The 25,916-nt window shown below is 42.9% G+C and carries 26 protein-coding genes; 4 read left to right on the forward strand and 22 right to left on the reverse strand.

The window, feature by feature from the left end; translation table 11 throughout:
• Positions 1-147 precede the first annotated feature (147 nt).
• The 11 genes from pflA to QM424_RS09175 form a co-directional block, all read right to left on the reverse strand.
• Entirely contained in the window at positions 148-942 is a 795-nt protein-coding gene (gene pflA / locus QM424_RS09125; RefSeq protein ID WP_001288288.1) for a pyruvate formate-lyase-activating protein, read from the reverse strand.
• Between the two features lie 125 nt (positions 943-1,067).
• Complete coding sequence (locus QM424_RS09130) at positions 1,068-2,318, reverse strand: diaminopimelate decarboxylase (protein WP_414368020.1); 1,251 nt, start codon at positions 2,316-2,318, stop codon at positions 1,068-1,070.
• A 66-nt stretch (positions 2,319-2,384) separates the two neighbouring features.
• Positions 2,385-3,212 carry a pur operon repressor gene (gene purR, locus QM424_RS09135; RefSeq protein ID WP_004242125.1) on the reverse strand — a complete coding sequence of 276 codons (828 nt, stop codon included), beginning with the start codon at positions 3,210-3,212 and terminating at the stop codon, positions 2,385-2,387.
• A gap of 266 nt (positions 3,213-3,478) precedes the next feature.
• A complete protein-coding gene (locus QM424_RS09140; protein WP_000703197.1) occupies positions 3,479-4,420 on the reverse strand; it encodes a 3'-5' exoribonuclease YhaM family protein in 942 nt (313 codons plus the stop codon).
• Positions 4,410-5,666, reverse strand: a complete 1,257-nt coding sequence (locus QM424_RS09145; RefSeq protein ID WP_414394357.1) for a DNA recombination protein RmuC — start codon at positions 5,664-5,666, stop codon at positions 4,410-4,412. The genes QM424_RS09140 and QM424_RS09145 overlap by 11 nt, the downstream gene beginning before the upstream one ends.
• Position 5,667: 1 nt before the next feature.
• On the reverse strand, positions 5,668-6,330 hold the full coding sequence (locus tag QM424_RS09150) for a thiamine diphosphokinase (protein WP_414394359.1): 663 nt from the start codon (positions 6,328-6,330) through the stop codon (positions 5,668-5,670).
• Positions 6,293-6,949 carry a ribulose-phosphate 3-epimerase gene (rpe, locus tag QM424_RS09155; protein ID WP_261037919.1) on the reverse strand — a complete coding sequence of 219 codons (657 nt, stop codon included), beginning with the start codon at positions 6,947-6,949 and terminating at the stop codon, positions 6,293-6,295. Before rpe ends, QM424_RS09150 begins: the two co-directional genes overlap by 38 nt.
• Before the next feature lie 10 nt (positions 6,950-6,959).
• Positions 6,960-7,838 (reverse strand): ribosome small subunit-dependent GTPase A, encoded by an 879-nt coding sequence (gene rsgA / locus QM424_RS09160; protein WP_414394363.1) that lies wholly within the window; start codon positions 7,836-7,838, stop codon positions 6,960-6,962.
• A gap of 1 nt (position 7,839) precedes the next feature.
• Positions 7,840-8,712, reverse strand: coding sequence for a 16S rRNA (adenine(1518)-N(6)/adenine(1519)-N(6))-dimethyltransferase RsmA (rsmA, locus tag QM424_RS09165; RefSeq protein WP_414394368.1), 873 nt, complete (start codon positions 8,710-8,712; stop codon positions 7,840-7,842).
• 64 nt (positions 8,713-8,776) lie between these two features.
• A complete protein-coding gene (rnmV, locus tag QM424_RS09170) occupies positions 8,777-9,343 on the reverse strand; it encodes a ribonuclease M5 (protein WP_414394370.1) in 567 nt (188 codons plus the stop codon).
• A complete protein-coding gene (locus tag QM424_RS09175) occupies positions 9,343-10,116 on the reverse strand; it encodes a TatD family hydrolase (protein ID WP_414394372.1) in 774 nt (257 codons plus the stop codon). Before QM424_RS09175 ends, rnmV begins: the two co-directional genes overlap by 1 nt.
• A 157-nt stretch (positions 10,117-10,273) precedes the next feature.
• Here QM424_RS09175 and QM424_RS09180 point away from each other — a divergent pair, with 157 nt between their 5' ends.
• The gene (locus QM424_RS09180) at positions 10,274-12,118 is read left to right on the forward strand and encodes an APC family permease (RefSeq protein ID WP_414394374.1); all 1,845 of its coding nucleotides are present in this window, start codon (positions 10,274-10,276) and stop codon (positions 12,116-12,118) included.
• 92 nt (positions 12,119-12,210) lie between these two features.
• Here the strand turns inward: QM424_RS09180 and QM424_RS09185 are convergent, their stop codons facing one another.
• The 4 genes from QM424_RS09185 to QM424_RS09200 form a co-directional block, all read right to left on the reverse strand.
• Positions 12,211-14,175, reverse strand: coding sequence for a peptide ABC transporter substrate-binding protein (locus QM424_RS09185; RefSeq protein ID WP_000748907.1), 1,965 nt, complete (start codon positions 14,173-14,175; stop codon positions 12,211-12,213).
• Positions 14,176-14,313: 138 nt separating this feature from the next.
• Complete coding sequence (gene rpmH / locus QM424_RS09190) at positions 14,314-14,448, reverse strand: 50S ribosomal protein L34 (RefSeq protein ID WP_000831905.1); 135 nt, start codon at positions 14,446-14,448, stop codon at positions 14,314-14,316.
• Between the two features lie 144 nt (positions 14,449-14,592).
• A complete protein-coding gene (locus QM424_RS09195; RefSeq protein WP_000666457.1) occupies positions 14,593-15,807 on the reverse strand; it encodes a pyridoxal phosphate-dependent aminotransferase in 1,215 nt (404 codons plus the stop codon).
• A 155-nt stretch (positions 15,808-15,962) separates the two neighbouring features.
• Entirely contained in the window at positions 15,963-16,265 is a 303-nt protein-coding gene (locus tag QM424_RS09200; protein WP_000977361.1) for a hypothetical protein, read from the reverse strand.
• Positions 16,266-16,426: 161 nt separating this feature from the next.
• Here QM424_RS09200 and QM424_RS09205 point away from each other — a divergent pair, with 161 nt between their 5' ends.
• On the forward strand, positions 16,427-16,879 hold the full coding sequence (locus tag QM424_RS09205; RefSeq protein ID WP_000079148.1) for a universal stress protein: 453 nt from the start codon (positions 16,427-16,429) through the stop codon (positions 16,877-16,879).
• Positions 16,880-17,025: 146 nt separating this feature from the next.
• Here QM424_RS09205 and QM424_RS09210 read toward each other — a convergent pair whose 3' ends face one another.
• Entirely contained in the window at positions 17,026-18,417 is a 1,392-nt protein-coding gene (locus QM424_RS09210; RefSeq protein WP_414394379.1) for a Cof-type HAD-IIB family hydrolase, read from the reverse strand.
• A 65-nt stretch (positions 18,418-18,482) separates the two neighbouring features.
• Here QM424_RS09210 and QM424_RS09215 point away from each other — a divergent pair, with 65 nt between their 5' ends.
• Positions 18,483-19,445, forward strand: a complete 963-nt coding sequence (locus tag QM424_RS09215) for an asparaginase (protein ID WP_414394383.1) — start codon at positions 18,483-18,485, stop codon at positions 19,443-19,445.
• Positions 19,446-19,498: 53 nt separating this feature from the next.
• Here QM424_RS09215 and ccpA read toward each other — a convergent pair whose 3' ends face one another.
• Positions 19,499-20,509: a catabolite control protein A gene (gene ccpA, locus QM424_RS09220; protein ID WP_414394386.1), complete on the reverse strand. Its 1,011-nt coding sequence runs from the start codon at positions 20,507-20,509 to the stop codon at positions 19,499-19,501.
• Between the two features lie 238 nt (positions 20,510-20,747).
• Between ccpA and QM424_RS09225 the strand changes: the two genes are divergently transcribed.
• Positions 20,748-21,065, forward strand: coding sequence for a DUF960 domain-containing protein (locus QM424_RS09225; RefSeq protein ID WP_000886037.1), 318 nt, complete (start codon positions 20,748-20,750; stop codon positions 21,063-21,065).
• Positions 21,066-21,225: 160 nt separating this feature from the next.
• Here the strand turns inward: QM424_RS09225 and folK are convergent, their stop codons facing one another.
• The 5 genes from folK to QM424_RS09250 all read right to left on the reverse strand — a co-directional run bounded on the left by folK (position 21,226) and on the right by QM424_RS09250 (position 25,831).
• Entirely contained in the window at positions 21,226-22,038 is an 813-nt protein-coding gene (folK, locus tag QM424_RS09230; RefSeq protein WP_414394389.1) for a 2-amino-4-hydroxy-6-hydroxymethyldihydropteridine diphosphokinase, read from the reverse strand.
• A 158-nt stretch (positions 22,039-22,196) separates the two neighbouring features.
• On the reverse strand, positions 22,197-22,751 hold the full coding sequence (folE, locus tag QM424_RS09235; RefSeq protein ID WP_000380921.1) for a GTP cyclohydrolase I FolE: 555 nt from the start codon (positions 22,749-22,751) through the stop codon (positions 22,197-22,199).
• The gene (locus tag QM424_RS09240) at positions 22,732-24,054 is read right to left on the reverse strand and encodes a bifunctional folylpolyglutamate synthase/dihydrofolate synthase (protein WP_414394391.1); all 1,323 of its coding nucleotides are present in this window, start codon (positions 24,052-24,054) and stop codon (positions 22,732-22,734) included. The genes folE and QM424_RS09240 overlap by 20 nt, the downstream gene beginning before the upstream one ends.
• Before the next feature lies 1 nt (position 24,055).
• Complete coding sequence (gene folP / locus QM424_RS09245; protein ID WP_414394393.1) at positions 24,056-25,030, reverse strand: dihydropteroate synthase; 975 nt, start codon at positions 25,028-25,030, stop codon at positions 24,056-24,058.
• Positions 25,031-25,123: 93 nt separating this feature from the next.
• Positions 25,124-25,831 (reverse strand): CPBP family intramembrane glutamic endopeptidase, encoded by a 708-nt coding sequence (locus QM424_RS09250; protein WP_261026306.1) that lies wholly within the window; start codon positions 25,829-25,831, stop codon positions 25,124-25,126.
• Positions 25,832-25,916: the final 85 nt, after the last annotated feature.

Here is a 25,916-nt window from a genome sequence, read left to right on the forward strand (position 1 = left end):
GAACCACGATATCATACAAACTAGAATAAGGACTGACATCCATAGTTAACTGATTATCAAGCATCATCTCACCTCATCTCTAGTATAACAAAAAAGCCATCAATTTGATGACTTTTTCAGTAGGCTCGTTTCCATCAGGCTTCTTTTTTATCCATGTACACGTTTCATATAGTCTTGATAACTTTCGGTATCCATGAGTTTTTTAGCGTTCTTGACGCGATCTGCTGTTGGTGGTTTAACCCCTTCGAGGGAATATGGAATTCCCAGTTCACGCCACTTGAACTCACCCATGGTGTGATAAGGCAGGATTTCAAACTTATCAACATTTTTGAGGGTCTTGACGAACTTACCAAGTTCAATCAAGTCATCATCTCTATCTGTCAAACCTGGAACTAGCACGTGGCGAATCCAGACAGGTTTTCCAATATCTGATAGATACTGGGCACATGCCAAGATATTTTTATTGGTTTGGCTAGTGACAATCTTGTGCTGTTCTTCGTTGATTTCCTTGATATCCAAGAGAACCAAGTCAGTGACAGCCATGAGTTTGTCAAACTTCTCAAGGTAACGTGGTTTATTACGGAAAGGAAGGGCACAGGTATCCAAGGTACAGTGGATTCCTTGTTCCTTAGCCTTGGTGAAGAGGGCAATCAGGAAATCAATCTGCAAGAGGGCTTCTCCTCCACTGACTGTAATACCGCCCTTATTTCCCCAGAAACCACGGTAGCGCAAGGCCTCTGTCAAGACATCATCTACCGTCCGTTCACGTGACTTATTGGACTCCATAGCCCAAGTGTCCGGGTTGTGGCAATACTGGCAACGCATGTGACAGCCCTGCAAAAAGACAATAAAGCGAATACCAGGCCCATCTACTGACCCAAAGCTTTCTGTCGAATGCACCATTCCTGTCACTTGTCCATAATCAATTGTTTCTTCAGACATATCGTTACCTTCCTTGAAAACGTTTTATAGTTTTATTATATCACGACTTGAAGGAAAAACAAGATTTTTGCCTATTTTTTAGAAAGCAATCTGTTTTTCAATTTCATTTTCAATTACTTATCATTTTATTCTTCAAAATCAAAGCCATACAAGGTTGCAAAATAGTCCTCAGGGCGCTCTGCACGGCGGATTTGACGGGCCTTACCTTCTTCGGTATAGAGGATTTCCGCAGAGCGAAGTTTGGCGTTGTACTGGTAGCCCATTGAAAATCCGTGGGCACCTGTATCATGAATTACCAGCAGATCACCGATTTCTGTATGAGGCAGTTCGCGATTCACTGCAAATTTATCATTGTTTTCACAGAGTGAACCAACCACATCTACCACTTCAGCTGGTCCATCTGGATGGGTCACGTTAGTAATATGATGATAAGCTCCGTACATAGCTGGGCGCATAAGGTTGACTGCTGATGCATCCACACCTAGATAGGTACGGTAGGTTTTCTTCTTATGAGTGACTCTTGTGACCAAAGCACCGTGAGGTGCCAACATAAAACGACCCAATTCGGTGAAAATCTTAACCTGACCAAGACCTGCTGGCGTAAGAACCTCTTCATACACCTTACGAACTCCCTCACCAATCAAGGCGATATCATTCGACTCCTGCTCAGGACGATAGTTGACACCAATACCGCCAGAAAGATTAATAAAGTCTAGCGAAATACCCAACTTTTCCTTGATTTCAACAGCCAATTCAAAAAGCTGACGAGCCAACTCTGGGTAGTAGAGATGGGTGACGGTATTGGACGCTAGGAAGGAGTGAATCCCAAAAGTCTTGGCTCCTTTTTCCTTCAAGATAGCAAAAGCTTCAAAGAGCTGGTCCTTGGTCATACCAAACTTGGCTTCTCCAGGATTGTCCATGATGTCTGTCCCCAGTTCAAAAACGCCTCCAGGATTGTAACGACAAGAGATGATTTCTGGAATGCCTGCTGCTCGCTCCAGATGTTCAATATCTTCAAAAGCATCCAAGTTAATGGTCGCACCCAATTCACGCGCATAGGCGTATTCCTTGTCTGGTGTGTTGTTTGAAGAGAACATGATCTCAGAACCTGGAAAATCCAGTTTATGACTCATCAAAAGCTCTACATAACTAGAGCAGTCCACACCGCAACCTTCCTCTTGGAGAATTTTCAAAATAGCTGGAGTTGGAGTAGCCTTAACTGCAAAATATTCCTTAAAGCCCTTGTTCCACGAAAAGGCTTGATTGACGGCTCTTGCCTTCTCACGAATCCCCTTCTCATCATACAAGTGAAAGGGAGTTGGGAACTCGGCAACAATCGCTTCTAAGTCTTCTTTATTGATAAATGGTGTTTTCATAAGCTTCCTTCTATTCTATTTGCAAAGAAAGGCTGGGACAATCGTTCCAACCTTTAGTTCTATCTCTTATTTATCTTCGTCAAAGATATTGCCAACCTCAACATCGATGGCTTGGTTCTTGACATCAATATTGGTTACCTTCAAGAGTGACTTGTAATCAAACTGCTTTTCACGTTCTTCTTGGGCATTATCCGCAAAGACTGCAACACCTGCCAGTTCTGAGTCGAACTCGCGCAAGAGACTGATCATCCCGTTGACCGTTCCGCCGCCTTTCAAGAAGTCATCCACAATCAAGACACGGCTTCCTGCCTTGAGACTACGTTTTGAAAGGAACATTTTCTCAATGCGATCACCACTTGAACCTGATACATAGTTGACGCTGACTGTTGAACCTTCGGTAATTTTCAGGTCACGGCGCACAATGACAAAGGGAACATTCAGAACATTGGCAACTGCATTTGCAAGTGGAACACCCTTAGTCGCTACTGTCATAACCGCATCAATTTTTTGGTCCATAAAGCTCTTGGCAATAATGCGACCAATATTTTTCAAGATGGCTGGTGTGCTAAGCAAATCGGACAGGTAGATGTAACCACCTGGCAAGATACGGTCACTTTCTGACAACTTGGCACGCAAGTCTTCAACCATTTCCTTAGCATCCTGATTCGAAATAGACGGTGTAAAGATAACACCTCCGCCAGCCCCAGTTACAGTCTGGATGTGACCAATTTCGATTTCCTCAAAGGCTCGTTTGATAATCACGATATCTTCTGAGATGGATGATTTAGCAGATTCATACTTTTCAGCAAAAGTATTGAGACTAGTTAGTTTATAAGGATTATTAATCAAATAGTTGGAAATGACAACCATCCGATCACTTCTTCTTAATTTCATTTCTATTTCCTATTCCATTTTTATTCAAAAAATCAAAAAGCAAACTAGAAAGCTGGTCGCTGGTGGTTCAAAACACTGTTTTGAGGTTGTCGATAGAACTGACAAAGTCTGTAATATACCTACATATATACATACGACAAGGCGATGCTACCCTAGTTTGAAGAGATTTTCGAAGAGTATTAATTTTTATCTTTTACTTATTATACCATATTCACATAAAAAAACGAACATTCTTGTCCTAAAAAATGCTCATTTTTCTTAAATTATTAATCTAAATCTGGTTTATAGAAGGAACGATTGTCCATAGCGAAGATTTTATTGGTCATCTCTCCTTTATCCACCAAAGCCAGAGCTGTTGACATCATCATCATGCTAGCATCCAGATTGTCAATCATATGGATAATCTCTGCTTCCATAATGCGTGGACGGACTGGACTTCCATACTCAAGTAAGCCATGGTGACTGAGAATGACGTGGCGAAGCAAAACGACTTCTTCCTTGGTATCATCAATGCCAAGTTCCATAACTGTTTTAGTAATTTCGCTATCAATGAGAGCAATATGCCCAAGGAGATTGCCTCTGACCGTGTACTCGGTCTGGTCTGGTCCCGTCAACTCGATAACTTTAGCCAAGTCATGCAGCATAATCCCCGCATAAAGCAGGCTCTTATTGAGCTGAGGATAGATTTCGCTAATGGCATCTGCCAAACGCACCATGGTTGCCGTATGATAGGCCAAACCCGTTTCAAAGGCATGGTGATTAGTCTTGGCAGCGGGATAGGAGTAAAATTCCTTATCATACTTGGTGTAGAGCTTTCGGACAATCCGTTGCCAAACAGGATTTTCAATTTTAAAAATCATTTGCGACATATAGTCACGGATTTCCTTGACATCAACTGGTGACTTGACCTTGAAATCAGCTGGGTCATTGGGTTCACCAGGTTGAGGCAGGCGGAGAGTGATTTGATTGACCTGTGGAGTGTTGTTATAAACTTCTCGGCGCCCTTTCATGTGGACAACCTTACCTGCGGTAAAGGCCTCAACGTTATGAGGTTGGGCATCCCAAAGTTTCCCTTCAATCTCGCCACTATCATCTTGGAAGGTAAAGGCTAGGTAGTTTTTCCCAGCGCGAGTTTGTCTCAGGTCAGCTGACTTGATTAGGTAAAAGCCTTCAAACAGCTCATCTTTTTTCATGTGACTAATCTTCATATTCTTCCTCATTTTCTTGGAAATGGAGTAGATCAAGCGCAGGCTCACCTTCTGATAACTCAATGTGACGGAGCGTCCGCTCGATAGCTGTAGTACGACGGTTTAATAGTTCATCAATATTGCTAGAGGCATGTTGGAGGTGTTTTTGTGCCTTGACCAGAATGCCACCAAACTTGCCAAATTCGGTCTTGACACTGGCAAGAGTCTTGCTGATATGGTCGGCACTCTTTTGGATATTGAGAGTCTTGAAGCCAACTGATAGAGAGTTAAGCAGGGCTGATAGGGTACTTGGACCTGCGACAATAATCTGCTCCTCCCGCCTCAAATCATCAAAGAAGACCGGATTGCGGACAATTTCTGAGTATAGACCTTCTGTCGGAACAAACAAGACTCCAAAATTGGTCGTCCGAGGTGGTGCTATGTACTTGTTCCTGATATCCTTGGCAAAGCGCTTGACGCTGGCTAGGAGTGACTTGCGACAGCGTTCGATTTCGTCCTTGTCACCTGCTTCATAGGCTTCTTCTAAGCGGTAATAATCTGCCAGTGGAAACTTAGAGTCAATTGGTAGGTAGACGTATTCCTGGTCGCCTTGTCCGGGCAACTTGATGGCATACTCCACTCGTTCACTGGAGTTTTCAACCGTTGCATATTCTCGTTCGTACTGGGCTGGTGTCATGATGTCTTCGATGATTTGCCCCAGTTGCAATTCGCCCAGAATTCCTCTCGTCTTGGTTCCAGAGAGAACCTTGTTAAGAGCTCCGACATCGCGGGCAACTGTCTGCATTTCTCCAAGACCACGATTGACCGACTCCAGTTGTTTGGAAACGGTCTCAAAGGAAGCCTGTAAGCGTGTCTGCAAGGTCTTTTCCAACTTTTCCTCGACTGTCTGGCGCATTTGTTCCAAACGTTGCTCATTGGATTCCTGCAGGGCTTGGAGACGTTGGTCGGTCTTGTCTCTGGTTTGGAGGAGATTCTCTGTCATTTCTTGACGAACTTGCGTCAATCCTTGATGCAATTCCATTCGAACTTCTTGCAAACGGTCACTGACAGCCACTTCCAAATCTTTTTGATCTAACTGGCTAGCTTGTCTGGCTTGTTCAAAACGATAATCCAACTGGTCTGACAAGTGATCTGCCTGATCCTCCAAGCTCTTACTTAGATGTTTTTCCTGCTTATCCTGCCTTTGCCAAATCAGAAAGATACCAGCTAGGTTGGCAATCAATAATAGAATAAGTAAACTTTCCATCCTACCTCCTGTCCTTACTATGCAGCACGACCACATAGCCATCTGGGCAAGTCACCGACACTTCCCTATCTATATATTCGTTAGAAGCGTACACTTTTTTAAAGAAAAAATTTTCCTCTGTCAACTCATACTTGGCACCGAGAATAGTCAGCTGGCTATCCCGAACTGGCAGAAAGGCTAGATAGTCATAATCTGAACGAGGCTCTAGCTGACTAGTCCCTTCTGGACAATAAGCAATCAAATTTTGCCCGTCCTCAATCGCTATCTGACGCATATAGGGTGCCAACTTAGGATTGCTAGGCAGAAAGACATTGGCCAACATATGGTCAATACGGCCACCTAAGGCACCGAAAATAGTGACCTGAGCCTGAGGATTTTTCTCAAAGATAGTCAAGAGAGCCAATTCCAGATCTGTATCATCCTTTTCTGGTCGGGCTTGGACAAAATGCTGGGCACGTTTTTGAATCATCTGACGCTCTTCTGCAGTGACAGAATCAAAATCTCCAACCGCTAGAGCAAGAGGCAAATCTTCTTCCAAGACCCAGAGCGAGCCTCGATCCACACCAACAAAAACATCAAAGTCCGTCCGATAATGGCCACGGTCTCCGCCTGCAAAAACGGCAACCCTAGTCCAGTTGTTTTCTGAGAGTTTGTACTCGCTCATTGACATCTCCCTTAAAGACATAGGAACCTGCTACAAAAACAGTCGCACCAGCTTCTTTGGCTTGAGCAATCGTTTTATCATCAATCCCACCATCCACTTCGATTTCAAAGTTCAAACCTTTTTCATCACGAAGGGCAACCAACTCACGAACCTTATCCATGGTCTCTGGTAGAAAGGCTTGTCCACCAAAGCCTGGGTTAACCGTCATGACTAAGACTTGGTCAACTAGGTGAAGAACGTGCTTAATCGCTTCAACAGGCGTACCAGGGTTAATGACAACCGAAGGCTTAACTCCGAGTGAACGAATTTTTTGGAGGGCACCATGAATATGAGGCGTTGCTTCCACATGGATGCTGATGATATCTGCACCTGCACGCGCAAAATCTTCTAAATGATGCTCTGGATTAGCTACCATCAAGTGGCAGTCAAAGACCATCTTGCTATGAGGGCGAAGAGCTTCGACCACACCTGCACCAAAACTAATTTGTGGCACAAAATGACCGTCCATAATATCAATATGGGCATATTCTGCACCAGTTGCTTCTAGACGTTTGATTTCACGTTCAAAGTTGGCATAATCTGCTGCCAGAATTGACGGAGCAATCTTGTATTGAGACATAGGTTTCTCCTTATTTTGGAATTTTTTTACTGACTTTTTTATAGGTCTCTCTGCGATTTTCAATCTCACTGAGGAATTGCAGGTAGTTGTCAAAACGGAAGGTGGCAATAATTCCTTCTTCTACAGCTGGCTTCACTGCACAAGACGGCTCATGGGTATGGGTACAAGTACGGAACTTACAATCTCGGCTAACACTAGCAATCTCTGGAAAGGCCTGATTGAGGTCTTCAGCCGTTGACACTTCATAATCCAGTGATGAAAAACCTGGTGTGTCCGCGATTTTACCCCCATTGAGATTGTAAAAACTAACAGCTCGAGTGGTATGGCGCCCACGACCCAGACTGTCTGAAATTTCTCCTGTTTCAAGATTGAGGTCTGGTGCGATTTTATTGAGAAGAGTTGATTTCCCAACACCTGTCTGCCCCATAAAGACTGTAACCTTGCCTGTTAACAAAGGAAGGAGTCCCTCTTTACTGGTCACAAAGTCATAGCCAATGTCACCATAGGTCTGCTGGTAAAAATCCAATTCTGACAGATCTTCCAACAAATCCATTTTGGAAATATAGACGATGGGATGAATACCCTTGTGTTCCAAAAGAACCAAGAACCGATCCAGCAAATTACTGTTAAAATCAGGTTCCTTGACAGACATAATTACTACAGCTTGGTCAATATTGACAATGGGTGGACGGACCAGACTGTTTTTCCGTTCATGAATCTTGAGGATATAGCCTTCTGAATTTTCCTCGGCAGAGAAATCTACCCAGTCCCCAACGTAAGGGGTATGCCCTTTTTTTCGGAAATTCCCACGCGCGCGTGTTTGATAGACTTGGTCATCACTCTCTACATAGTAGAACCCAGCCAAGGCTTTAATGATTTGTCCCTGCATCTTAGAGCCCTTGCCCTTTAAGTGCGTCTGCTAGGCTAGCAAACTCTGCCAAGCTAAGAGCTTCCCCACGTACACTTGGTGACAAGCCCGCTTGATCCAAGGCCTTGGTCAATTTATCCTTGACTTCTTCAGTCTTGCCAAAGTAGCCTGTCAAGTTATTCCACAAGGTCTTGCGACGATGGGTGAAACTAGCTTTGGAAACCTTAAAGAAGAAGTTCTCATCTTCTACTGCTACGGCTGGCTCTGGACGGCGCACCATTTTCAAAATGGCTGAATCCACATTTGGCGCTGGCACAAAGACTGTACGCGGCACGATAAAGGCAACCTTGGCTGTCATGTAGTACTGAACCGCAATTGACAAGCTACCGTAAGCCTTGGTATTAGGCTGGGCTGAGATACGATCCGCCACTTCTTTTTGCATCATGACCACAAATTCACTGAAAGGAATGCCACTCTCTATCAAGTGCATGAGAATAGGCGTTGTGATGTAATAAGGCAAGTTGGCTACTACCTTGATTGGCAGGTCAGGATTTTTGAAATTCTGGATATGTTGTGCCAAATCGACCTTGAGAATGTCTTCATTAACCACTGTTACATTATCAAAATCACGAAGAGTATCTGCCAAAATCAGTACCAAACGGTGGTCAATCTCAAAGGCCATGACTTGAGCCGCACGCTCAGCCAGAAACTCTGTCAAAGCACCAATTCCTGGTCCGATTTCGATAACATTAACCTGGTCATCAATTTCAGCCGTATCCACGATTTTTTGAAGAATATTGGTATCCGTCAAGAAATTTTGCCCGAAGGACTTTTTAAAGGTAAAACCGTGACGCTCTAGCACTGCCTTGGTCACGCTATAATCTGCAATTCTCATCTATTCTCTTTTCTATTATCTGTTACTACTATTGTAACACATTCCCCTTACATTTGGGGTTTGCTTAGCTGTTCTCATAAGATTTCATAGCTTCTTCCACTTCTGCCAAAGTAACCCCAAACAACTCTAGGCGTTTGAGGAGTTGCTTGCCGTTGGAATAGCCAATTCGGAGAGCCTCTCCTAGATATTCTCGTCGCTTACGGCTGTCTGTCCCTGCTAAAAAACCAAGGCGAATCAAGTCGCTACGACTGATATCAAACTCATTCTCGTTTTCAAATTGTTCTGTCACCTGAGCTAGAGCCATTTTCAGATCTTCATAGCTGGCATGCTCAATTCCCAGAGAACGGCCCTTGGTCTTGGACTTGGGAACAGCTTCATCTCGTTTGAGGAAGGCATGCTGCACTGTCGGAATGGCCGTCATAATCATGCGACGAATCCGCTCCCCATTAAAATCTGGGTCTGTAAAGACAATGACTCCATGACGTTGGTGCAGGCGCTGAATCCGCTCTATATCCTGGCCATTGATGGCAGAGCCTCTGGTCTCATAGGTTTCCACATCGAAATAACGTTTGAGATTAGCCGTATCATCGCGACCTTCAACCACGATAACTTGGGAAATTTTTTCTTTCATTACTTGCTGTCCAATCCAAAGATTCGTTCTGCATTTGCGGTCGTTGCTGCCGCTAGCTCTTCTGTCGTCATACCACGCAAATCCGCGATAAAATCTACTACATAACGAGTATAGGCTGTTTTGTTTTCACGACCACGTTTAGGAACAGGAGCCAAGTAGGGTGCATCCGTCTCCACCAAAATCTTATCCAAAGGTAACTCTTTAGCTACTTCTTGGATGTCAGTTGCCTTCTTGAAAGTCACCACTCCTGAGAAGGAAATGGTCATACCAAGCGCGACAAACTTCTCTGCCCATTCAAGAGTTCCTGAGAAAGAATGCATGATGCCACCTCGAGGACCAACGCCCTCGCTCTTGATAATCTCATAGGTGTCTTCCAGCGCATCACGGGTATGGATCACAAAAGGCAAATTCAAGTCCTTAGATAACTGAATCTGACGGCGAAAAACCTTCTCCTGCACCTCTTTTGGCGCTGTCATCCAATGATAATCCAAACCAATCTCACCTAAAGCCACAATCTTGGGATGCTTGAGCTTGTCAAGCAAGTAGGCTTCAATCTCCTCTGTGTAAGTTCCTGCTTCTGTCGGATGCCAACCGATTGTCGCATAGAGCTGGTCATACTCATCTACCAACTCCAAGGCACGCTCAATCGTCGGTTGATCAAAACCAACAATATTCATCTGTGTCACACCCATCTCAGCAGCCAAGGCAATTTCTTCTGCCTCACGACCTGCAAATTCTTCTACATTCAAGTGTGTATGTGTATCAAAAATCATCTCTTCTAACCTCGTTTTCTATCTACTATTATAGCAAAAAAACTGACCTCTCTCCTCATCCGTACAAAATATTCTAAAATCCATCGTCGTCTCTTGACGCTATTCTCCCAAAGCAGTATAATAGCACTTATTGAAATTTTCAGAAAAGGAAAATACCATGTTTACAAAATTAAAACAGACCTTTATAGGCCGTCCTCTTAAGTCCTTAACAGAAGGCGAGGGAGGTCTGCTGGGAAAAATGCAGGCCTTGGCCATGTTGTCAAGCGACGCTCTATCTTCCATTGCCTATGGGCCTGAGCAAGTAGTCCTCGTCTTGGCTAGTCTCTCTCCTCTTGCTATTTGGTGGAGCCTTCCTATCGGCCTTTTTGTCCTCCTACTTCTGGCCAGCCTGACCGTTTCCTACCGTCAAATCATCCACGCCTATCCTCAAGGGGGAGGGGCCTATATGGTTACTCGAGAAAATCTATCTCCCCAACTTGGCTTGATTGCTGGAGGTAGTCTGCTGGTTGACTACATGCTGACTGTGGCGGTATCGGTATCATCTGGAGCTGACGCTATCACAGCAGCCCTCCCTGTCCTCCACCCTTACAACCTCCACATCTCCATTTTTCTAGTTTGCTTGCTTATGCTCTTGAATTTACGGGGTTTGAAAGAATCTGCCAGTTCACTGATGATTCCTGTCTATCTCTTTATCATCAGTACTGTCTTTCTCTTACTCTACGGAATCTTTCAACTAATGACAGGGTCTCTCAGCTATCAGGCAACTTCACCTATTGGGCATGCTGTTCCGAGCCTGTCTATCGTTCTCATTCTAAGAGCTTTTACCAGCGGATCTGCCTCTCTGACAGGGGTTGAAGCTATTTCAAATGCCGTTCCCTTTTTCAAGGCTCCAAAAGAAAAGAATGCCGCTCAAACCTTGACCATTATGTCACTGATTTTAGGTTTTCTTTTTGCTGGAATCACCTTCCTAAACTACTGGATGGGGATTATGCCTCAACACGGAGAGACTATTCTTTCGCAGATGGCTCAAGGCATCCTTGGCACTTCCTTCTTTGGCCACCTTGGCTATTATATCTTCCAATTCTCCACAGCCTTGATTTTGGCCGTAGCTGCAAATACTGGCTTTTCGGCCTTCCCTATGCTAGCTTACAATATGGCTAAAAACAAATACATGCCCCATCTCTTTATGGAAAAAGGAGACCGCCTAGGCTACTCTAATGGAATTTTAACTCTGGCTTTTGGGGCTATGATTCTTCTTCTCATTTTTAATGGCAATACCGAACGTTTGATTCCTCTTTATACTATCGGGGTCTTCGTTCCCTTCGCCCTATCTCAGACTGGGATGATTCGTCATTGGAAAAAGGAAAAAGGGACCAACTTCTTAAAACCTGCTCTTGCTAATATCCTTGGGGCAATCATTTGCTACGCTATCGTGTTGATCCTGCTCTTTTTCCGTCTCAGTGATATCTGGCCTTTCTTCCCAATTATTCTCGTACTCACCCTACTCTTCTTGGCAATTCACAGTCATTACCAAAAAGTGGCCCAACAACTGCGACTCTATGAAGGCATCGAAAAACGTACTTACGACGGCAATCTTGTCCTCGTCCTAGTAGGAAATGTCACCCGCGTCAGCGTCGGAGCCATTAACTACGCTCAAAGTATCGGTGACGAAGTCCTAGCCATGCATATTTCTACCAAGGAAACAGCAGAAAAAGATCAAGAAATTCTCCAAGAATTTGCTGATTACTTCCCAACCATTACTCTAAAAAACATCAAGACTAGCTACCGCGACATCATCACGCCTACTATCAAGTATGTCAAACGGGTTTCCGAGGACGCTCAGAAAAAGAACTATACAGTCACTGTCCTCGTCCCCCAGTTTATCCCTAATAAACCTTGGCAGAATATCCTGCACAATCAGATGAGTCTCAAACTCAAATACGCCCTTCGTTGGCACCAAGACGTCGTTGTCGCTAGCTACTCTTATCACTTAAAAGAATAAAGAAAAGTCCTTACCAAAACTAAGAAGCTTCTGGTAAGGACTTTTTTCTGAATCCTGTCACTATGCTTAACTGAAAAGCATGACTAGGCATATTATTGAATGTGGTTAGCTAAATCTTCCTGAGCTTTTTTATTTGACTCAGCTTTTTCTTTTAGCCATTTTTCGTAGAGCTCTTGGTACTGTTTAGCAGTTACTGGTTCTTTTTGCAATTCAACATATTTGTAGTTGTCAGAATCTCCTTTGTGCCCAACAAATGAGAACGGACCTGTAAACGGAACTGTCTTACGGAAAATTGGATTAGCTCCTCCACTTTGAACCGGTAGGAAGAGAGCACTATCTGTCAACCAAGCTTGAACTTCGGCAAATTTTTCATAGCGAGCTTGAGTATCTGTGATTTCCGCATCAGCCTGATCCAAGAGTTTCTTATAGTCAGAAAGACCAATCTTGTCCTTAACTTCCTTGTCTTTTCCTTCAGACAAGCCCATGTTTTTCAACTGAGAACCAGAGTCTGGATCCAAGAGATCAAGATAGGTTTTCGGATCTGAGAAATCTCCACTCCAACCCGAGATATCAATGTCGTAATCCTTTTGATCGGCGGTGTCCGCAAAGAAAGTTGCCTGATCTTTTTCATCTGGAGAAAGTTGAATCACATCAATAACAATATTATCCGATCCAAGTGTTTCTTCCACTGTTTGTTTGAAAGATCCAGCCTGTTGCACATCTAACTTAGCAGTCTGGTCAACTGGCATATCCAAATGAATTGGGAAAGTTACTCCCTGAGCTTGCAGGCTTTCTTTGGCCTTAGCAAACTTCTCTTTGGCCTTTTCAGGATTCAAGAAGGCTTGCTTACCATCGTTTAGGCTGATGTTTGCCCAATCTTTACCGTAGTTGACAATTTTTTCATTGACAATGTCACCGAAGTTCTTATCGCCAACTTGGACAAAGTTACTTGGTGTAACTGTGTTACGCAAGATACGGTCTGCCCCATCTTCACCATTTGTCTGTGCTGCATAGGCATGACGGTCAAAGGCAAAGTTGATAGCCTGACGGAAATCCTTATTTTGCATAGCTGCACGTGAATCTGTCTTTTCCTTATCAGACTGTTTCATAGTCTGCTTGTAGCTTTGACGATTAACGTTGAAAAGATAATAGAAAGTAACTGAGTTTTGTGGTGTATAGGTAATCTTGTCCTCATTCCCCTTCTTGAGTTCAGCAAATACTGAACTTGTTGGGAAGATACGTCCGTCCGTGTAGTTGCCTTCCAAGAAACCTCGGGCCAAACTATCTTGGTCTGAACCGTCAAAGAAAGAGAGCTTCACTTTCTCAATTTTGACATTGTCCTTATCCCAATAGTTAGGATTTTTATCAAATTCAATCAAAGATTTTGATGTGAAGGACTTAAACAAGTAAGGACCATTTGACAAGATACTTGATGGCGTCACACTTCCAAAGTCATCTCCCTTAGACTTCAAGAAAGCTTCGTTTACCGGACTAAGGATACTTGCTGTTGTTTTAGAGTTCCAATAAGTCTCTGGTTGATTGAGGGTGTATTGTAGCGTGTAATCATCCACTGCCTTAACGCCCACAGTTGCAAAATCAGATGATTTCCCTTCAACATAGTCTGCTAGACCTTTGATAGAGTCTTGTACCAAGTACAAGTTTTCAGCCTTTTTATCAGCCGCATACTTTAGACCAGTCACAAAGTCATGAGCTGTTACGTCCGCATACTCTTCTCCTTCAGAAGTGTACCATTTAGCTCCCTGACGGATTTTATAAGTGTAGGTCAAACCATCTTTTGACACAGTCCATGACTCAGCCATAGAAGGAATGAGATTGCCATACCGGTCATTTTCCAACAAACCATCAATCAAGTTGGTTGTGATGCTAGAAGTGGAACCACGTGTTGAAGTAATGTAATCTAACGTATCCGGATTGCTGGCAAATACATAAGAGTAAGTTTTGTCTGCATTACTTGATTGGGAAGACCCACATGCCGCTAGAGCTAGACCTGCTGTCAAAGCCATAGCTCCAAAAAGCATAACTTTTGATTTCTTCATGATTATTCTCCATTTTTTACTATATGTGAAATATTATACACCATTTGAGCAAAAATATAAAGCCTTTTTGTACTTTTTTACAAAAATAAAAATCAGTAGACTCGAGTTCCTACTGATTTTTGATAGAATTCGTTTGGATTATGCAGCCAAAACTTTGCGTCCTTTACGACGACGAGCTGCCAATACGCGACGACCGTTTTTAGTTGACATACGGTTACGGAATCCGTGTTTGCGCGCACGACGAAGTTTACTTGGTTGATAAGTACGTTTCACGATGAATACCTCCTCATAGATTTTGTATTCGTTTAGCCGGCTATAAAGTGATCAGTTACTAAACATACTTTACTATTCTATCTGATTCTTTTACTTTTGTCAATAGCTCAAGGCAAATGTTTCCAGCTTTTTCGAATGTAAGCCCTATCTACGATACTGTTTCAAGAATCGAGTCATCTTTTCTTGAATTTGGGCCAGTTCATCGACACGAGGAAGGTAAACAATACGGAAGTGGTCTGGTTCCTGCCAGTTGAAGCCTCGACCATGAACCAAGAGAACCTTTTCCTGCTTCAAGAAATTCAGAACAAACTGCTCATCATCATCGATACGGTACATATTGCGATCGATTTTAGGGAAGATATAGAGCCCAGCCTTGGGTTTAACCGCAGACAAACCTGGGATATCCTGAATGGCATTATAGATGAAATTTCTTTGCTCATAAATTCGTCCACCAGGAAGGAGCAATTCATCGACTGATTGGTGACCACCCAAGGAAGTTTGTACGACTTGTTGGGCCAAAACGTTAGAGCAAAGACGCATATTGGACAGCATATTGAGCCCTTCGATATAGCCTTTAACATGTGTCTTAGGTCCAGACAAGACCATCCAACCTACACGGAAACCAGCAATACGGTGGGATTTTGATAGACCGTTCATGCTGACACAGAAAACATCTGGTGCCAAGCTCGCCACAGGCGTATGCACATGTCCATCCATGACCATGCGGTCGTAAATTTCATCTGCAAAGATAATCAAATCGTTTTGACGGGCAATCTCAATAATTTCCAGCAAGAGTTCCTTAGGATAAAGGGCTCCAGTTGGGTTGTTTGGATTGATAAGGACGATTGCCTTGGTATTAGAAGTGATTTTTGACTTGATATCGTCAATATCTGGGTACCATTCTGCAGCTTCATCACAGATATAGTGAACGGCATTTCCTCCAGCTAGGCTGACAGCTGCTGTCCAGAGAGGATAGTCTGGCATTGGCACTAAGACCTCATCCCCATTGTCCAAAAGCCCCTGCATGGACATGACAATCAACTCACTGACACCATTTCCAAGGTAGATATCATCAATATCTACATTTGGGAATTTCTTCAGTTGACAATACTGCATAATAGCCTTACGGGCTGAGAAAATCCCCTTGGAGTCAGAATATCCTTCACTATCACGTGCATTCATAATCAAGTCATGAATGACCTCGTCTGGCGCTGTAAAGCCAAATTCTGCTGGATTTCCTGTATTCAGACGTAAAATCTTTTCTCCGTTTGCTCGCATTCGCATGGCTTCTTCCAAAACAGGGCCACGGATATCATAAGCAACATGCTCTAACTTACTAGATTTGTTATATTCTTTCATCTTGTTTCCTCAATTCATCAGGATAGTAACATTATACCACTAGAAAGAAAATGCGACAAGTTTACTGAAATGTTTTACTAGATTGAGATAGAAGAAAAGCCTCACTAAAAGCGAGGTCAAACAGGGAAGATAGCAGGTATTTTGCGAAAGTCACATCACATACCAAAAGATAAACCTAGAAAAAGCAAGCCTAAGAAGGAGTCATAAAGAAGATTGAACATGAGGAAAAGTCCCCATATCATCAAGTAATCCCAACGCCCACTTCGTTTTGCAACTAGGAATAAGAACAGATGGTAGAGTACATGAAAGACTAAAAAGCCGATAAAACCTGGATAGAGAAGTGGAATTAGCTTCTCTAATTGCCAGACCATGATAACTTCTAGCAAGACTGAAACTAGGATGATTCCATAATAAAGGAAATTTGATTTTTTTGTTTCTTGAAAAGAGTTTTTCATCATTCTCCCTCCCTTCACTTCTTTCCTGCTATTCTTTCTTTTATTTTATCATATATTTATATAGATTTTAAACGCTAACATTCTTTTGAAAAATACTTTTTTTGCTTTACTTCTATAGTGAAAAGGTTTACAATTATAGTAAGAAAATTTCAGGAGGTTTCATTATGGCACAACGTTACCAAAATATCATGGTCGCAATCGATGGTTCTAAGGAAGCGGACTTAGCTTTTGTCAAGGGAGTTCATTCTGCTCTACGAAACGACGCTAAACTCACCATCGCACATGTCATTGACACACGCGCTCTCCAAAGCGTATCCACCTTTGATGCTGAAGTTTATGAAGAACTCCAAGTCGACGCTGAAAGTCTGATGAAAGAGTACGAAAAACGTGCTAAAGATGCTGGTGTGGCAGATGTTCATATCGTCATTGAAATGGGAAATCCAAAGACCCTACTGGCACGTACTATTCCCGATGCTGAAGAAGTGGACCTCATCCTCGTTGGCGCAACTGGTCTCAACGCCTTTGAACGCCTCTTGGTCGGATCTTCATCTGAATACATTCTCCGCCATGCTAAGGTCGATTTGCTGGTTGTGAGAGAACAAGAAAAAACCTTATAATCACAAAGAAAAGGAGCTCAGCGCTCCTTTTTGTTTACTATTTATACTCTTCGAAAATCTCTTCAAACCACGTCAACGTCCATCTACAACCTCAAAACAGTGTTTTGAGCAACCTGCGGCTAGTTTCCTAGTTTGCTCTTTGATTTTCATTGAGTATTATTTCTCTCTTTATGGCGTTCGTAAGCCTTGAGCTGGCGCTTCAGTTCCTTTTTAATCGCGGGTTCTGGAGCATATTTTTCTTCCCAATCATCTGGTTTTAAGATTTTGTGGGTCACTGGATCAAAATGAGCCTTGCCATCTGGGAAAATTTTCCCCATATTGGCCTGATGAACAATATCAAAAATACGTTCTGGGTCAACCCCCATCAAAACAAAACTACCGTAGGTAAAGTAAAGCGTGTCAATCAAGGCATCCACCTGGCCCACCAAATCTTGCTGGGCAGGCGTCTTCTTAGCTACTTTATCTGCTGCCTTATCAAGAGCTTGATGAAGTTGCGATAGAGCTTGACCAAAGTCCTCTTCAGAAGGGCTGGCAGCCCGAACAAACTCCACCAATTCTTCTATTTTAAAGCCAGCCCTGTGGGTTGCACCTTCTAAATCCCAAGCTCGAGGTTCTTCTTGGGTTCGTTCATCCATCATGTGGTGGAAGGTCTTGACCTTATTGAAATGATAGTCACGGCTGACAAAGACTTTTTCTGAGGCCAGAACACCAAAATGTTCCAGGGCCTTGTGGATTCCATCTTGCTGATTGCTGGTAGTGATGTGCTTGGCAACTTCCTTGACACTGCTACTACCATTTCCCATAGCGACCGACATACCGACACCCGCCAGCATTTCTAGGTCGTTATCTGAGTCACCAAAGGCCATGACTTGGTTTAGATCAAAACCATATTCTTTCCCAACTCGTCGAATACCTTCTAATTTAGAGTTTCCTTGATTGATGACATCCGCTGCAAAAGGATTGCTACGTGTCAATTTCAAGTCTTCAAAATCAGCTGCCGCCTTCTCAGATTCTTCCGGTGTCATCAGCATCAAAACTTGGTAGATAGGCTGATTCATCAGATGAAGCAGGTCTTCTTCCTTTTGGGGAACAACCTTGCTGACCATACGATTAAAGGAATGACTCACTGTCCGAGTTAAAACAGAGGGAACGAAGCGACTGATTCGTTGGGAAAAAGAACCCAAACCAAAGGACATGATTTTGGAACCCAACATGGCATCCTTGGTCCCTAATGCAATCTCCTTGCCCTCTTTTTTAGCATAAGTAATGAGCTGGCGCAAATGTAACTTGGAAATTGGGCTCGTGAACAAGACTCTGTCTTTAGTAAAGATATACTGGCCATTGTAGGTTACCGCAAAATCTAGGTCCAAATCGTCCATCAATTCCTTAACAAAAAAAGGTCCTCGTCCTGTCGCTACACCGACAAGCACCCCTTGTTCTTTGACAATCTTAATCGCGTCCTTAGTGGATTTCAAAACACTCTTGCGATCGTTGACCAAGGTTCCATCGATATCAAAAAAAACAGCTTTGACTTCCATCCTATCCCAATCTCCCCTTTTGTGATACAATGATTATACCACATTTCAGAAAGAGTGAGTAAATCATGCCTAAGAAAATCCTTGTTTTACATACGGGTGGGACTATTTCCATGCAGGCAGATGCTTCTGGCGCTGTTGTAACGAGTTCAGATAATCCCATGAACCATGTGTCCAACCCACTTGAAGGAATCCAAGTCCACGCCTTGGACTTTTTTAACCTGCCAAGCCCCCATATCAAACCCAAACATATGCTGGCCCTCTACCAAAAAATTAAAGAGGAAGCAGATAATTACGATGGGGTGGTTATCACACACGGAACCGATACTTTAGAGGAAACAGCCTATTTCCTTGATACCATGGAAGTTCCCCATATGCCCATCGTTCTAACAGGTGCCATGCGCAGCTCCAACGAACTCGGCAGTGATGGTGTTTATAATTATCTGAGTGCTTTAAGGGTGGCTAGCGATGACAAGGCTGCTGACAAAGGAGTTTTGGTTGTTATGAACGATGAAATACATGCTGCCAAGTATGTTACCAAAACACATACGACCAATGTCAGTACCTTCCAGACTCCAACACACGGGCCACTTGGTCTGATCATGAAACAGGAAATACTCTACTTTAAAACAGCTGAACCTCGTGTTCGCTTTGACCTTAATCACATACAAGGCTTAGTCCCTATCATCTCGGCTTATGCTGGTATGACAGATGAGCTGATTGATATGCTGGATTTGGAACAATTGGACGGTTTGATTATCCAAGCCTTCGGAGCTGGTAATATTCCCAAAGAAACGGCTCAAAAATTAGAAAGCCTTCTGCAAAAAGGAATCCCAGTCGCCCTGGTTTCACGATGTTTTAACGGTATCGCTGAGCCTGTTTATGCCTACCAAGGTGGGGGCGTGCAGTTGCAAAAGGCAGGTGTCTTCTTTGTTAAAGAACTCAATGCCCAAAAAGCCCGCTTGAAACTCCTCATTGCCCTCAATGCCGGACTAACAGGACAGGCTTTGAAAGACTATATGGAAGGGTAAGTCTCTTCTCCAGAAAGCAAAATCAGGAAATCTACACGACTCCCTGATTTTTTCTATTTACGTTTTCGTGTTGAGCGACGTTCTGTCAAACCATGAGGTAAGAGAACTTCACGTTCTTCCAACTCTTCCTTGTGCATAATCTTAGTCAACATACGCATACTAATGGCACCAAGGTCATAAAGAGGTTGGGCAATAGTTGTCAAGTTTGGACGGGTAAAGCGTGAGATTTGTGAATCATCACTAGTAATGATTTCAAATTCTTCTGGCACAGACACACCCTTATCAGCAAGGCCGTTCAAGACACCTGCTGCCAGCTCGTCACCTGTTACAACTGCTGCAGTTGCGTTTGATGAAATCAAACGCTCTGCCAAGGCATAACCGTCTTCATAGCTATATTTAGATTCAAATACCAAACCCTCACTATAAGCGATTCCTGCTTTTTTCAAGGCTTCCTTATAGCCAACCAAACGAACCTTACCATTGATGTCATCCACTAGTGGACCGCTAACGAAAGCAATGCGCTCATTTTCTTTAGCAAGGTAGGTCACTGCATCAATCGTTGCTTGTTTGTAGTCAATATTAACACTTGGAAGTTGGTGTTCCACATCCACTGTTCCCGCAAGAACAACTGGTGTCCGGGAACGAGAAAACTCTGAACGAATTTTTTCAGTCAAGTGGTAACCCATAAAGATGATACCATCCACTTGCTTAGAAAACAGTGTATTGACAACTGAAACTTCCTTATCATCATCCTCATCACTGTTAGCAAGGACGATATTGTACTTGTACATTTCAGCGATATCATCAATTCCTTTAGCAAGCGTTGAGAAATAACCATTGGTAATATTTGGGATTACGACACCGACAGTGGTTGTCTTTTTACTTGCAAGACCACGCGCCACGGCATTTGGACGGTAATCCAAACGATCAATTACCTCAAGCACTTTTTTACGAGTATTCTCTTTTACATTCTTATTGCCATTGACTACACGGCTAACCGTCGCCATTGAAACCCCTGCTTCACGGGCGACATCATAAATCGTTACTGTATCGTCTGTATTCATTCCATTTCCTTTCTATATCATACCTCACGAGACTCTAAAAAAGAGACGGTATGAAAATTTCGTTTTCATGTTTCTACTTATTCCATTCTATCACTATTTGTAAACACTTTCAAGTATTTTTTGAAGATTGTTTGAAAAAAATTTCATAGAAAGCCTAAGTTTTAAAGAAAAAAATAACCTTTTCTTGATTTTTAATCCTAATTGCTGTATGATAAGGGAAAAGAAAGGGGGCAGAGATATGGCTTTTACCAATACCCAGATGCGGTCAGCTAGTTTTGGCATTGTTACCAGCTTGCCTGATGATGTCATTGACTCTTTTTGGTATATTATTGACCATTTCTTAAAAAATGTCTTTGAATTGGAAGAAGAACTAGAGTTTCAATTGCTTAATAACCAAGGAAAAATCACCTTCCACTTTTCAAGTCAACACCTCCCTACAGCCATCGATTTTGACTTTAACCATCCCTTTGACCCTCTTTATCCCCCGAGAGTCTTGGTTTTAGACATGGACGGAAGAGAGACTATCCTCCTCCCAGAAGAAAATGACCTATTTTAATACTCAAGGAAAATCAAAGAGCAAACTAGGAAGCTAGTCGCAGGTTGCTCAAAGCACTGCTTTGAGGTTGCAGATGGAAGCTGACGTGGTTTAAAGAGATTTTCGAAGAGTATAAAAACTCTAGCCTTCAGTTACAAACGACTGAAAACTAGAGTTTTTTCTATTTTTTCAAAACATTATACAAGTTGCGGATAGGTTGCTTTAATGTCGGATGGATAAAATGAGGCGCAATTTCCTGTAAGGACTCAAGGACAAAAAGACGTTCCGCTATATAAGGATGAGGCAGGATGAGGTCATCTGTATAAATGACCTGGTCCTCCACAAAGAGCAGGTCCAAATCAATCAAACGAGGTCCCCAATGCACTTCTCTAACCCGTCCCATCTCTGACTCAATGGCTAACAAGGTTTCTAACAAGACTGGTGCTGGTAGCCAGGTTTCCACCTCAACCACTTGATTAGCAAAGCTATCCTGCTCCACTCCACCCCAAGGCTCCGTCGCTAAGACACTGGACTCTTTGAGAATATGGATGCCACGAGCTCGCAGTTTATCAATAGCTTGCTCTAAGTTCGCTTGCTTGTCCCCCATATTGCTTCCTAGAGCGATAAAGGCCCGTTGCTTGCGACGATGAATGGTCACCGAGCAGGTATCTAGCGGTAAATGCACTGGCGCCCAAGGCTTTTTCAGTTCCAACTTAATTTCTTGGACAAGAGGATAGGTCTCAAAAGTACGTTCTACCAATTTGTAAGCTACCGTTTCAATCAAGTCCTCACTCGTTTCCTGAAACCAAGTCGTCCACTGCTGACACAGTTCTCCGTAATGGACAGAGGCTGTTAAATCCAAGTCTGTCGCTGCCTTGGTCATATCATAGGATAGGATGGCTGAAACGACAAACTTCTGCCCCAATTCTTTCTCACTAGGAAACAGACCATGGTAGGCAAAAATTTCCAAATCTTTAATCTGCAGTTGATCCATAACTAGTCCTTTCTAGAAAAATCCGCTTGAAGCGGATTCTTTTTATATTCAATGAAAATCAAAGTGCAAACTAGGAAGCTAGCCGCAGGCTGCTCAAAACACTGTTTTGAGGTTGCAGATGGAAGCTGACGTGGTTTGAATTTGATTTTCAAAGAGTATTATAGTCCCATTAAACGATAAGCCTGGTCTCGAAGGTCCTTATCTGTTTCAAATAGACCACGAGCTACTGTCGTCAAGGTTGCAGTGCCTGGTTTTCTAACACCACGCATGCTCATACACATATGTTCCGCCTCAATGACAACAAAGGCTCCTTTAGCACCTAGATAGTCCATCAAGGCATCGGCCACTTCGATATTCAAACGCTCTTGAATTTGCGGCTTTTTAGAATAAACTTCAACCGTACGGGCAAGTTTAGACAAACCTGCCACACGACCATCTGGAATGTAGGCAATATGCGCTCTCCCATAAAATGGCAAGAAGTGGTGCTCACACATGGTATGGAAAAAGATATCCTTTTCTACCACCATATTATCGTCGATAATCTCAAAGGATTTTGACAAATGTTCCTCCGCTGTTTGACCAAGACCTGAAAAAATCTCTTGGTACATACGGGCAACACGAGCAGGTGTTTCCTGCAAGCCCTCGCGATTAACGTCCTCTCCGACAGCCTCGATAATCATTTTTACAGCTGCTTCAATCTTTTGTGTATCCATTCTCGTTTTTCCTCTCCATCAGATAGGCTCTCACTTGGCTCAAGAAATACAAGGAACCCGTGACAATCCTAACTGTTTTTTTCTCTTCTTTTTTATCTGTTAATTTCTGCTCTAGAAAATCCTGCCAACCCTGATAGCTGAGATTTCTAGACTTAGCTGCCTCTTCCAGCACGCTTTCATCAGTCGCCCGACTATCGTCAAAATGTGTCAGGGTAAGCTCGGTATCTGGCATTGTCCCCAGCAAGTCCAACATATCCTCCAAGACCTTGGTTTTGATACAAGTAAAGAGGATTTCCTTACGATAATCCGCAAAGCGTTCTTGCAAGGTTGCTACTAAAGCCTTGATAGCATGGGGATTGTGGGCTCCATCCAAAATCATCAAGGGATCTCTTGACACGATTTCCAAACGCCCTGGCCAACTTGTTTCTTCCAAGGCTTGAGCAAGCAAGTGATTGCTTGCTAGTTCTCGATCATCTTCTTGACAAAAAGTATCAAGTAAAGCTATGGCCATCCCAGCATTCTCTATCTGGTGCAAACCTAGCAAACCTGTCTGGAAGCGACCTTGTCTGAAAGAACTAGTATAGTCAAAGACTTCGCCTGTCACCACACTCTTTTGATGGCTGACCTGATAATTTGCCCCGTAGGCAAGTCTCGACGCATCTTTCCCTTCCGCAATGCGGTCAATCACAGCCAAAGCATCTGGAGAAATGCGACCTGTAACCAATGGAATTCCTTGTTTGATAATACCTGCCTTCTGCTCTGCTATGGCCTCCAAGTTGTCACCAAGTAGGGCCACATGATCCAAGCCAATAGTTGTAATTCCTGTCAGAATAGGCTGACAGACATTGGTACTATCCAAAAGTCCACCCATGCCCACTTCCATGATAGCCACATCTACTTGCTCTGAGGCAAAGTAATCATAAGCTATGGCTGTGATAATCTCAAACTCGGTTGTGCCCTGTAAATTAGCGGCCGCTTCTCCTTCCAGCAAAGACTGATAGTCTGCCATGAGAGTTTCAAGTCTAGCCTCGGGGATAGATTCCCCATTGATGCTCATCTGGTCTGTGTAATGAATGAGATAGGGCGAGCTAAACACGCCAACTCTCAGGCCTAGCTTTTCCAGCATCTTTTTCAAAAAAGCAATGGTCGAACCCTTGCCATTGGTCCCTCCGATATGGATGACCTTGAGTTTGAAATGGGGATTGCCACGCAAAGCTAACAGTTCCACCATTCGTTCCAAGCCAAAATGCGGTTGGTCCGTCCGGTAGTTAGCAATCCACTGATTATTTTCGATTTCTTTCATCTTATTTATATTGTTTTAAATCTAAATTTTCCGCTTCATCAGCCAGACGAATGGCGGAGGCAATTTCAACTGCCATCCTGTGACTAACTACATCATGCACGCGCACCACTTCTACACCTTGTCTTGCAGCGATACTAGTTACATGAGCCGAAGCCGTATCTCGATTGCGGAAACCAAGTTCTGTCTCAGGATTGACTTCAAAACCATTTTCTTCAAGAATATTGATGACAAACCGCTTGCGCGACACTCCAAGAAAGATTGGATAGCCTTTCTGATGTAATTTATCCAGGTCCCGTAAAAGAAGTAGATTTTCTTTCTTGGTCAGACCAAAGCCAATTCCTGGATCCAACAGGATATTTTCTTGTGCGATTCCAGCTTGATTTGCTCTCGCTAGTGCACGTTCAAAGAAAGTCTCCATCAACTCTTCGATTGGCAATTTTTCAAAGTTAGCTAACTCTTCCTCTGTAAAAGCTTGTCCAAAACCAAAATGAGGAAAGATGAGCGAGCTAGGATGCTGAGGTCGAGCAATAACTGGATTAAACATGATGACCACTTGCGCTCTCGCTTCAGCTACCACATGAGCCATTTTTTCATCACCCATTAGACCAGTGATATCATTGACTAGATTGGCACCAGCAGCCAAAGCAGCTTCTGCTACTTGACTCTTCCAAGTATCAATAGAGATGAGAACATCACTTTCCTTGCGAATAGCTTTGATCACTGGAACAACACGCTGGATTTCCTCTTCTATCTCAACATAGCTACTTCCCGGCCGAGTTGATTCTCCGCCGATATCTAGCATACTAGCCCCTTCTGCTATCAATTTACGAGCCTGCTGAAGTGCCTGCTCAAGAGCAAAAAATTGACCACCATCCGAAAAGGAGTCTGGGGTTACATTGATAATTCCGCAAATAGCTGTCTTTGCATGATTGGCTTTACTTGACATATCGGTCACTCCCTCAAGGCTTTTCATCATATTATTTCTCTATTTTACCATAAAAAGAAAAAGATGGACACGATTGCATTCATCTTTTTCCCAATAGAAACAAGTAAGCAATTGTCAAAAATCTTAAACAGAAATCCCTAATGTCCGACTCATGATCACCACAAGAGTCAACAAACAGAAAACAACCCCATTAACAATCATGTGAAGTAAGATAGACATTTCCAAACGTTGGGTTTTATAAACTGTCCAAGTTAGCACAGTTGACATTCCTCCATAGATAAGAAGAGAAGGTAGATTTGTCGGTAAATGAAGCAAGGCAAAGATAATAGCACCGACTATATAACCCACATTTTCTTTACCACGAAAGAGTTTTTTAGGAATCACTCCTCGACATAAAATCTCCTCACAAATAGGAGCTATTAGAACCAGTAAGAAAAAACTGGAAATTAAGGAACTATTCTGGACCAAATCATTAATATTTGATTGATTGCTGGTTGTTGTTTCATTCATCAAACGCAGTAAGACCACACCAAGAATATTAAAGGCAAGAATCACTAGATAGCTTAAGGCCAATCTAGCCAAATCCTTAGCCTTGAAAAACGATAAACCAAAACTAGCCAACTGTGTTTTCCTAGCACCTATTATAAATACAGTTAAAACTACAAGAGATACGGCCCCTACTAATAGTCCAGCTTGAAGCAGTGGAAATTTTCTGCTAGTTAGAAAAGTTGCTAGGGCTAAAGGAAACTGAGAAAACAAAAGCCCTACTAGAAAGATTATTAACCACTTCCCCCTGTTTAATACTTCACCCCAAATATTCTTTTTTATCATCAATCATACTCCTACCATTCAATCAAAATCACCTACCTAGTTTGAAGCAATTTTCAAGTAACTATAATATAAAAAGGGGAGAACC

The sequence above is a fragment of the Streptococcus mitis genome, assembly GCF_047464945.1.
Lineage (GTDB): Bacteria > Bacillota > Bacilli > Lactobacillales > Streptococcaceae > Streptococcus > Streptococcus mitis_EA.

Excerpts from the sequence above, each read along its gene's own strand:
- ccpA (WP_414394386.1), bottom strand. The coding sequence starts at position 20,509 with ATGAATACAGACGATACAGTAACGATTTATGATGTCGCCCGTGAAGCA.
- folP (WP_414394393.1), bottom strand. The coding sequence starts at position 25,030 with ATGATGAAAAGCCTTGAGGGAGTGACCGATATGTCAAGTAAAGCCAAT.
- rsmA (WP_414394368.1), bottom strand. The coding sequence starts at position 8,712 with ATGAGAATTGCAGATTATAGCGTGACCAAGGCAGTGCTAGAGCGTCAC.
- purR (WP_004242125.1), bottom strand. The coding sequence starts at position 3,212 with ATGAAATTAAGAAGAAGTGATCGGATGGTTGTCATTTCCAACTATTTG.
- QM424_RS09195 (WP_000666457.1), bottom strand. The coding sequence starts at position 15,807 with ATGAAAGAATATAACAAATCTAGTAAGTTAGAGCATGTTGCTTATGAT.
- QM424_RS09225 (WP_000886037.1), top strand. The coding sequence starts at position 20,748 with ATGGCTTTTACCAATACCCAGATGCGGTCAGCTAGTTTTGGCATTGTT.
- folE (WP_000380921.1), bottom strand. The coding sequence starts at position 22,751 with ATGGATACACAAAAGATTGAAGCAGCTGTAAAAATGATTATCGAGGCT.
- QM424_RS09215 (WP_414394383.1), top strand. The coding sequence starts at position 18,483 with ATGCCTAAGAAAATCCTTGTTTTACATACGGGTGGGACTATTTCCATG.
- QM424_RS09145 (WP_414394357.1), bottom strand. The coding sequence starts at position 5,666 with ATGGAAAGTTTACTTATTCTATTATTGATTGCCAACCTAGCTGGTATC.
- QM424_RS09140 (WP_000703197.1), bottom strand. The coding sequence starts at position 4,420 with ATGAAGATTAGTCACATGAAAAAAGATGAGCTGTTTGAAGGCTTTTAC.
- QM424_RS09185 (WP_000748907.1), bottom strand. The coding sequence starts at position 14,175 with ATGAAGAAATCAAAAGTTATGCTTTTTGGAGCTATGGCTTTGACAGCA.
- rnmV (WP_414394370.1), bottom strand. The coding sequence starts at position 9,343 with ATGAAAGAAAAAATTTCCCAAGTTATCGTGGTTGAAGGTCGCGATGAT.
- rpe (WP_261037919.1), bottom strand. The coding sequence starts at position 6,949 with ATGTCTCAATACAAGATTGCTCCGTCAATTCTGGCAGCAGATTATGCC.
- pflA (WP_001288288.1), bottom strand. The coding sequence starts at position 942 with ATGTCTGAAGAAACAATTGATTATGGACAAGTGACAGGAATGGTGCAT.
- QM424_RS09250 (WP_261026306.1), bottom strand. The coding sequence starts at position 25,831 with ATGATAAAAAAGAATATTTGGGGTGAAGTATTAAACAGGGGGAAGTGG.
- QM424_RS09200 (WP_000977361.1), bottom strand. The coding sequence starts at position 16,265 with ATGATGAAAAACTCTTTTCAAGAAACAAAAAAATCAAATTTCCTTTAT.
- QM424_RS09205 (WP_000079148.1), top strand. The coding sequence starts at position 16,427 with ATGGCACAACGTTACCAAAATATCATGGTCGCAATCGATGGTTCTAAG.
- rsgA (WP_414394363.1), bottom strand. The coding sequence starts at position 7,838 with ATGCAGGGACAAATCATTAAAGCCTTGGCTGGGTTCTACTATGTAGAG.
- QM424_RS09175 (WP_414394372.1), bottom strand. The coding sequence starts at position 10,116 with ATGATTTTTGATACACATACACACTTGAATGTAGAAGAATTTGCAGGT.
- QM424_RS09130 (WP_414368020.1), bottom strand. The coding sequence starts at position 2,318 with ATGAAAACACCATTTATCAATAAAGAAGACTTAGAAGCGATTGTTGCC.
- QM424_RS09210 (WP_414394379.1), bottom strand. The coding sequence starts at position 18,417 with ATGGAAGTCAAAGCTGTTTTTTTTGATATCGATGGAACCTTGGTCAAC.
- QM424_RS09240 (WP_414394391.1), bottom strand. The coding sequence starts at position 24,054 with ATGAAAGAAATCGAAAATAATCAGTGGATTGCTAACTACCGGACGGAC.
- folK (WP_414394389.1), bottom strand. The coding sequence starts at position 22,038 with ATGGATCAACTGCAGATTAAAGATTTGGAAATTTTTGCCTACCATGGT.
- QM424_RS09150 (WP_414394359.1), bottom strand. The coding sequence starts at position 6,330 with ATGAGCGAGTACAAACTCTCAGAAAACAACTGGACTAGGGTTGCCGTT.
- QM424_RS09180 (WP_414394374.1), top strand. The coding sequence starts at position 10,274 with ATGTTTACAAAATTAAAACAGACCTTTATAGGCCGTCCTCTTAAGTCC.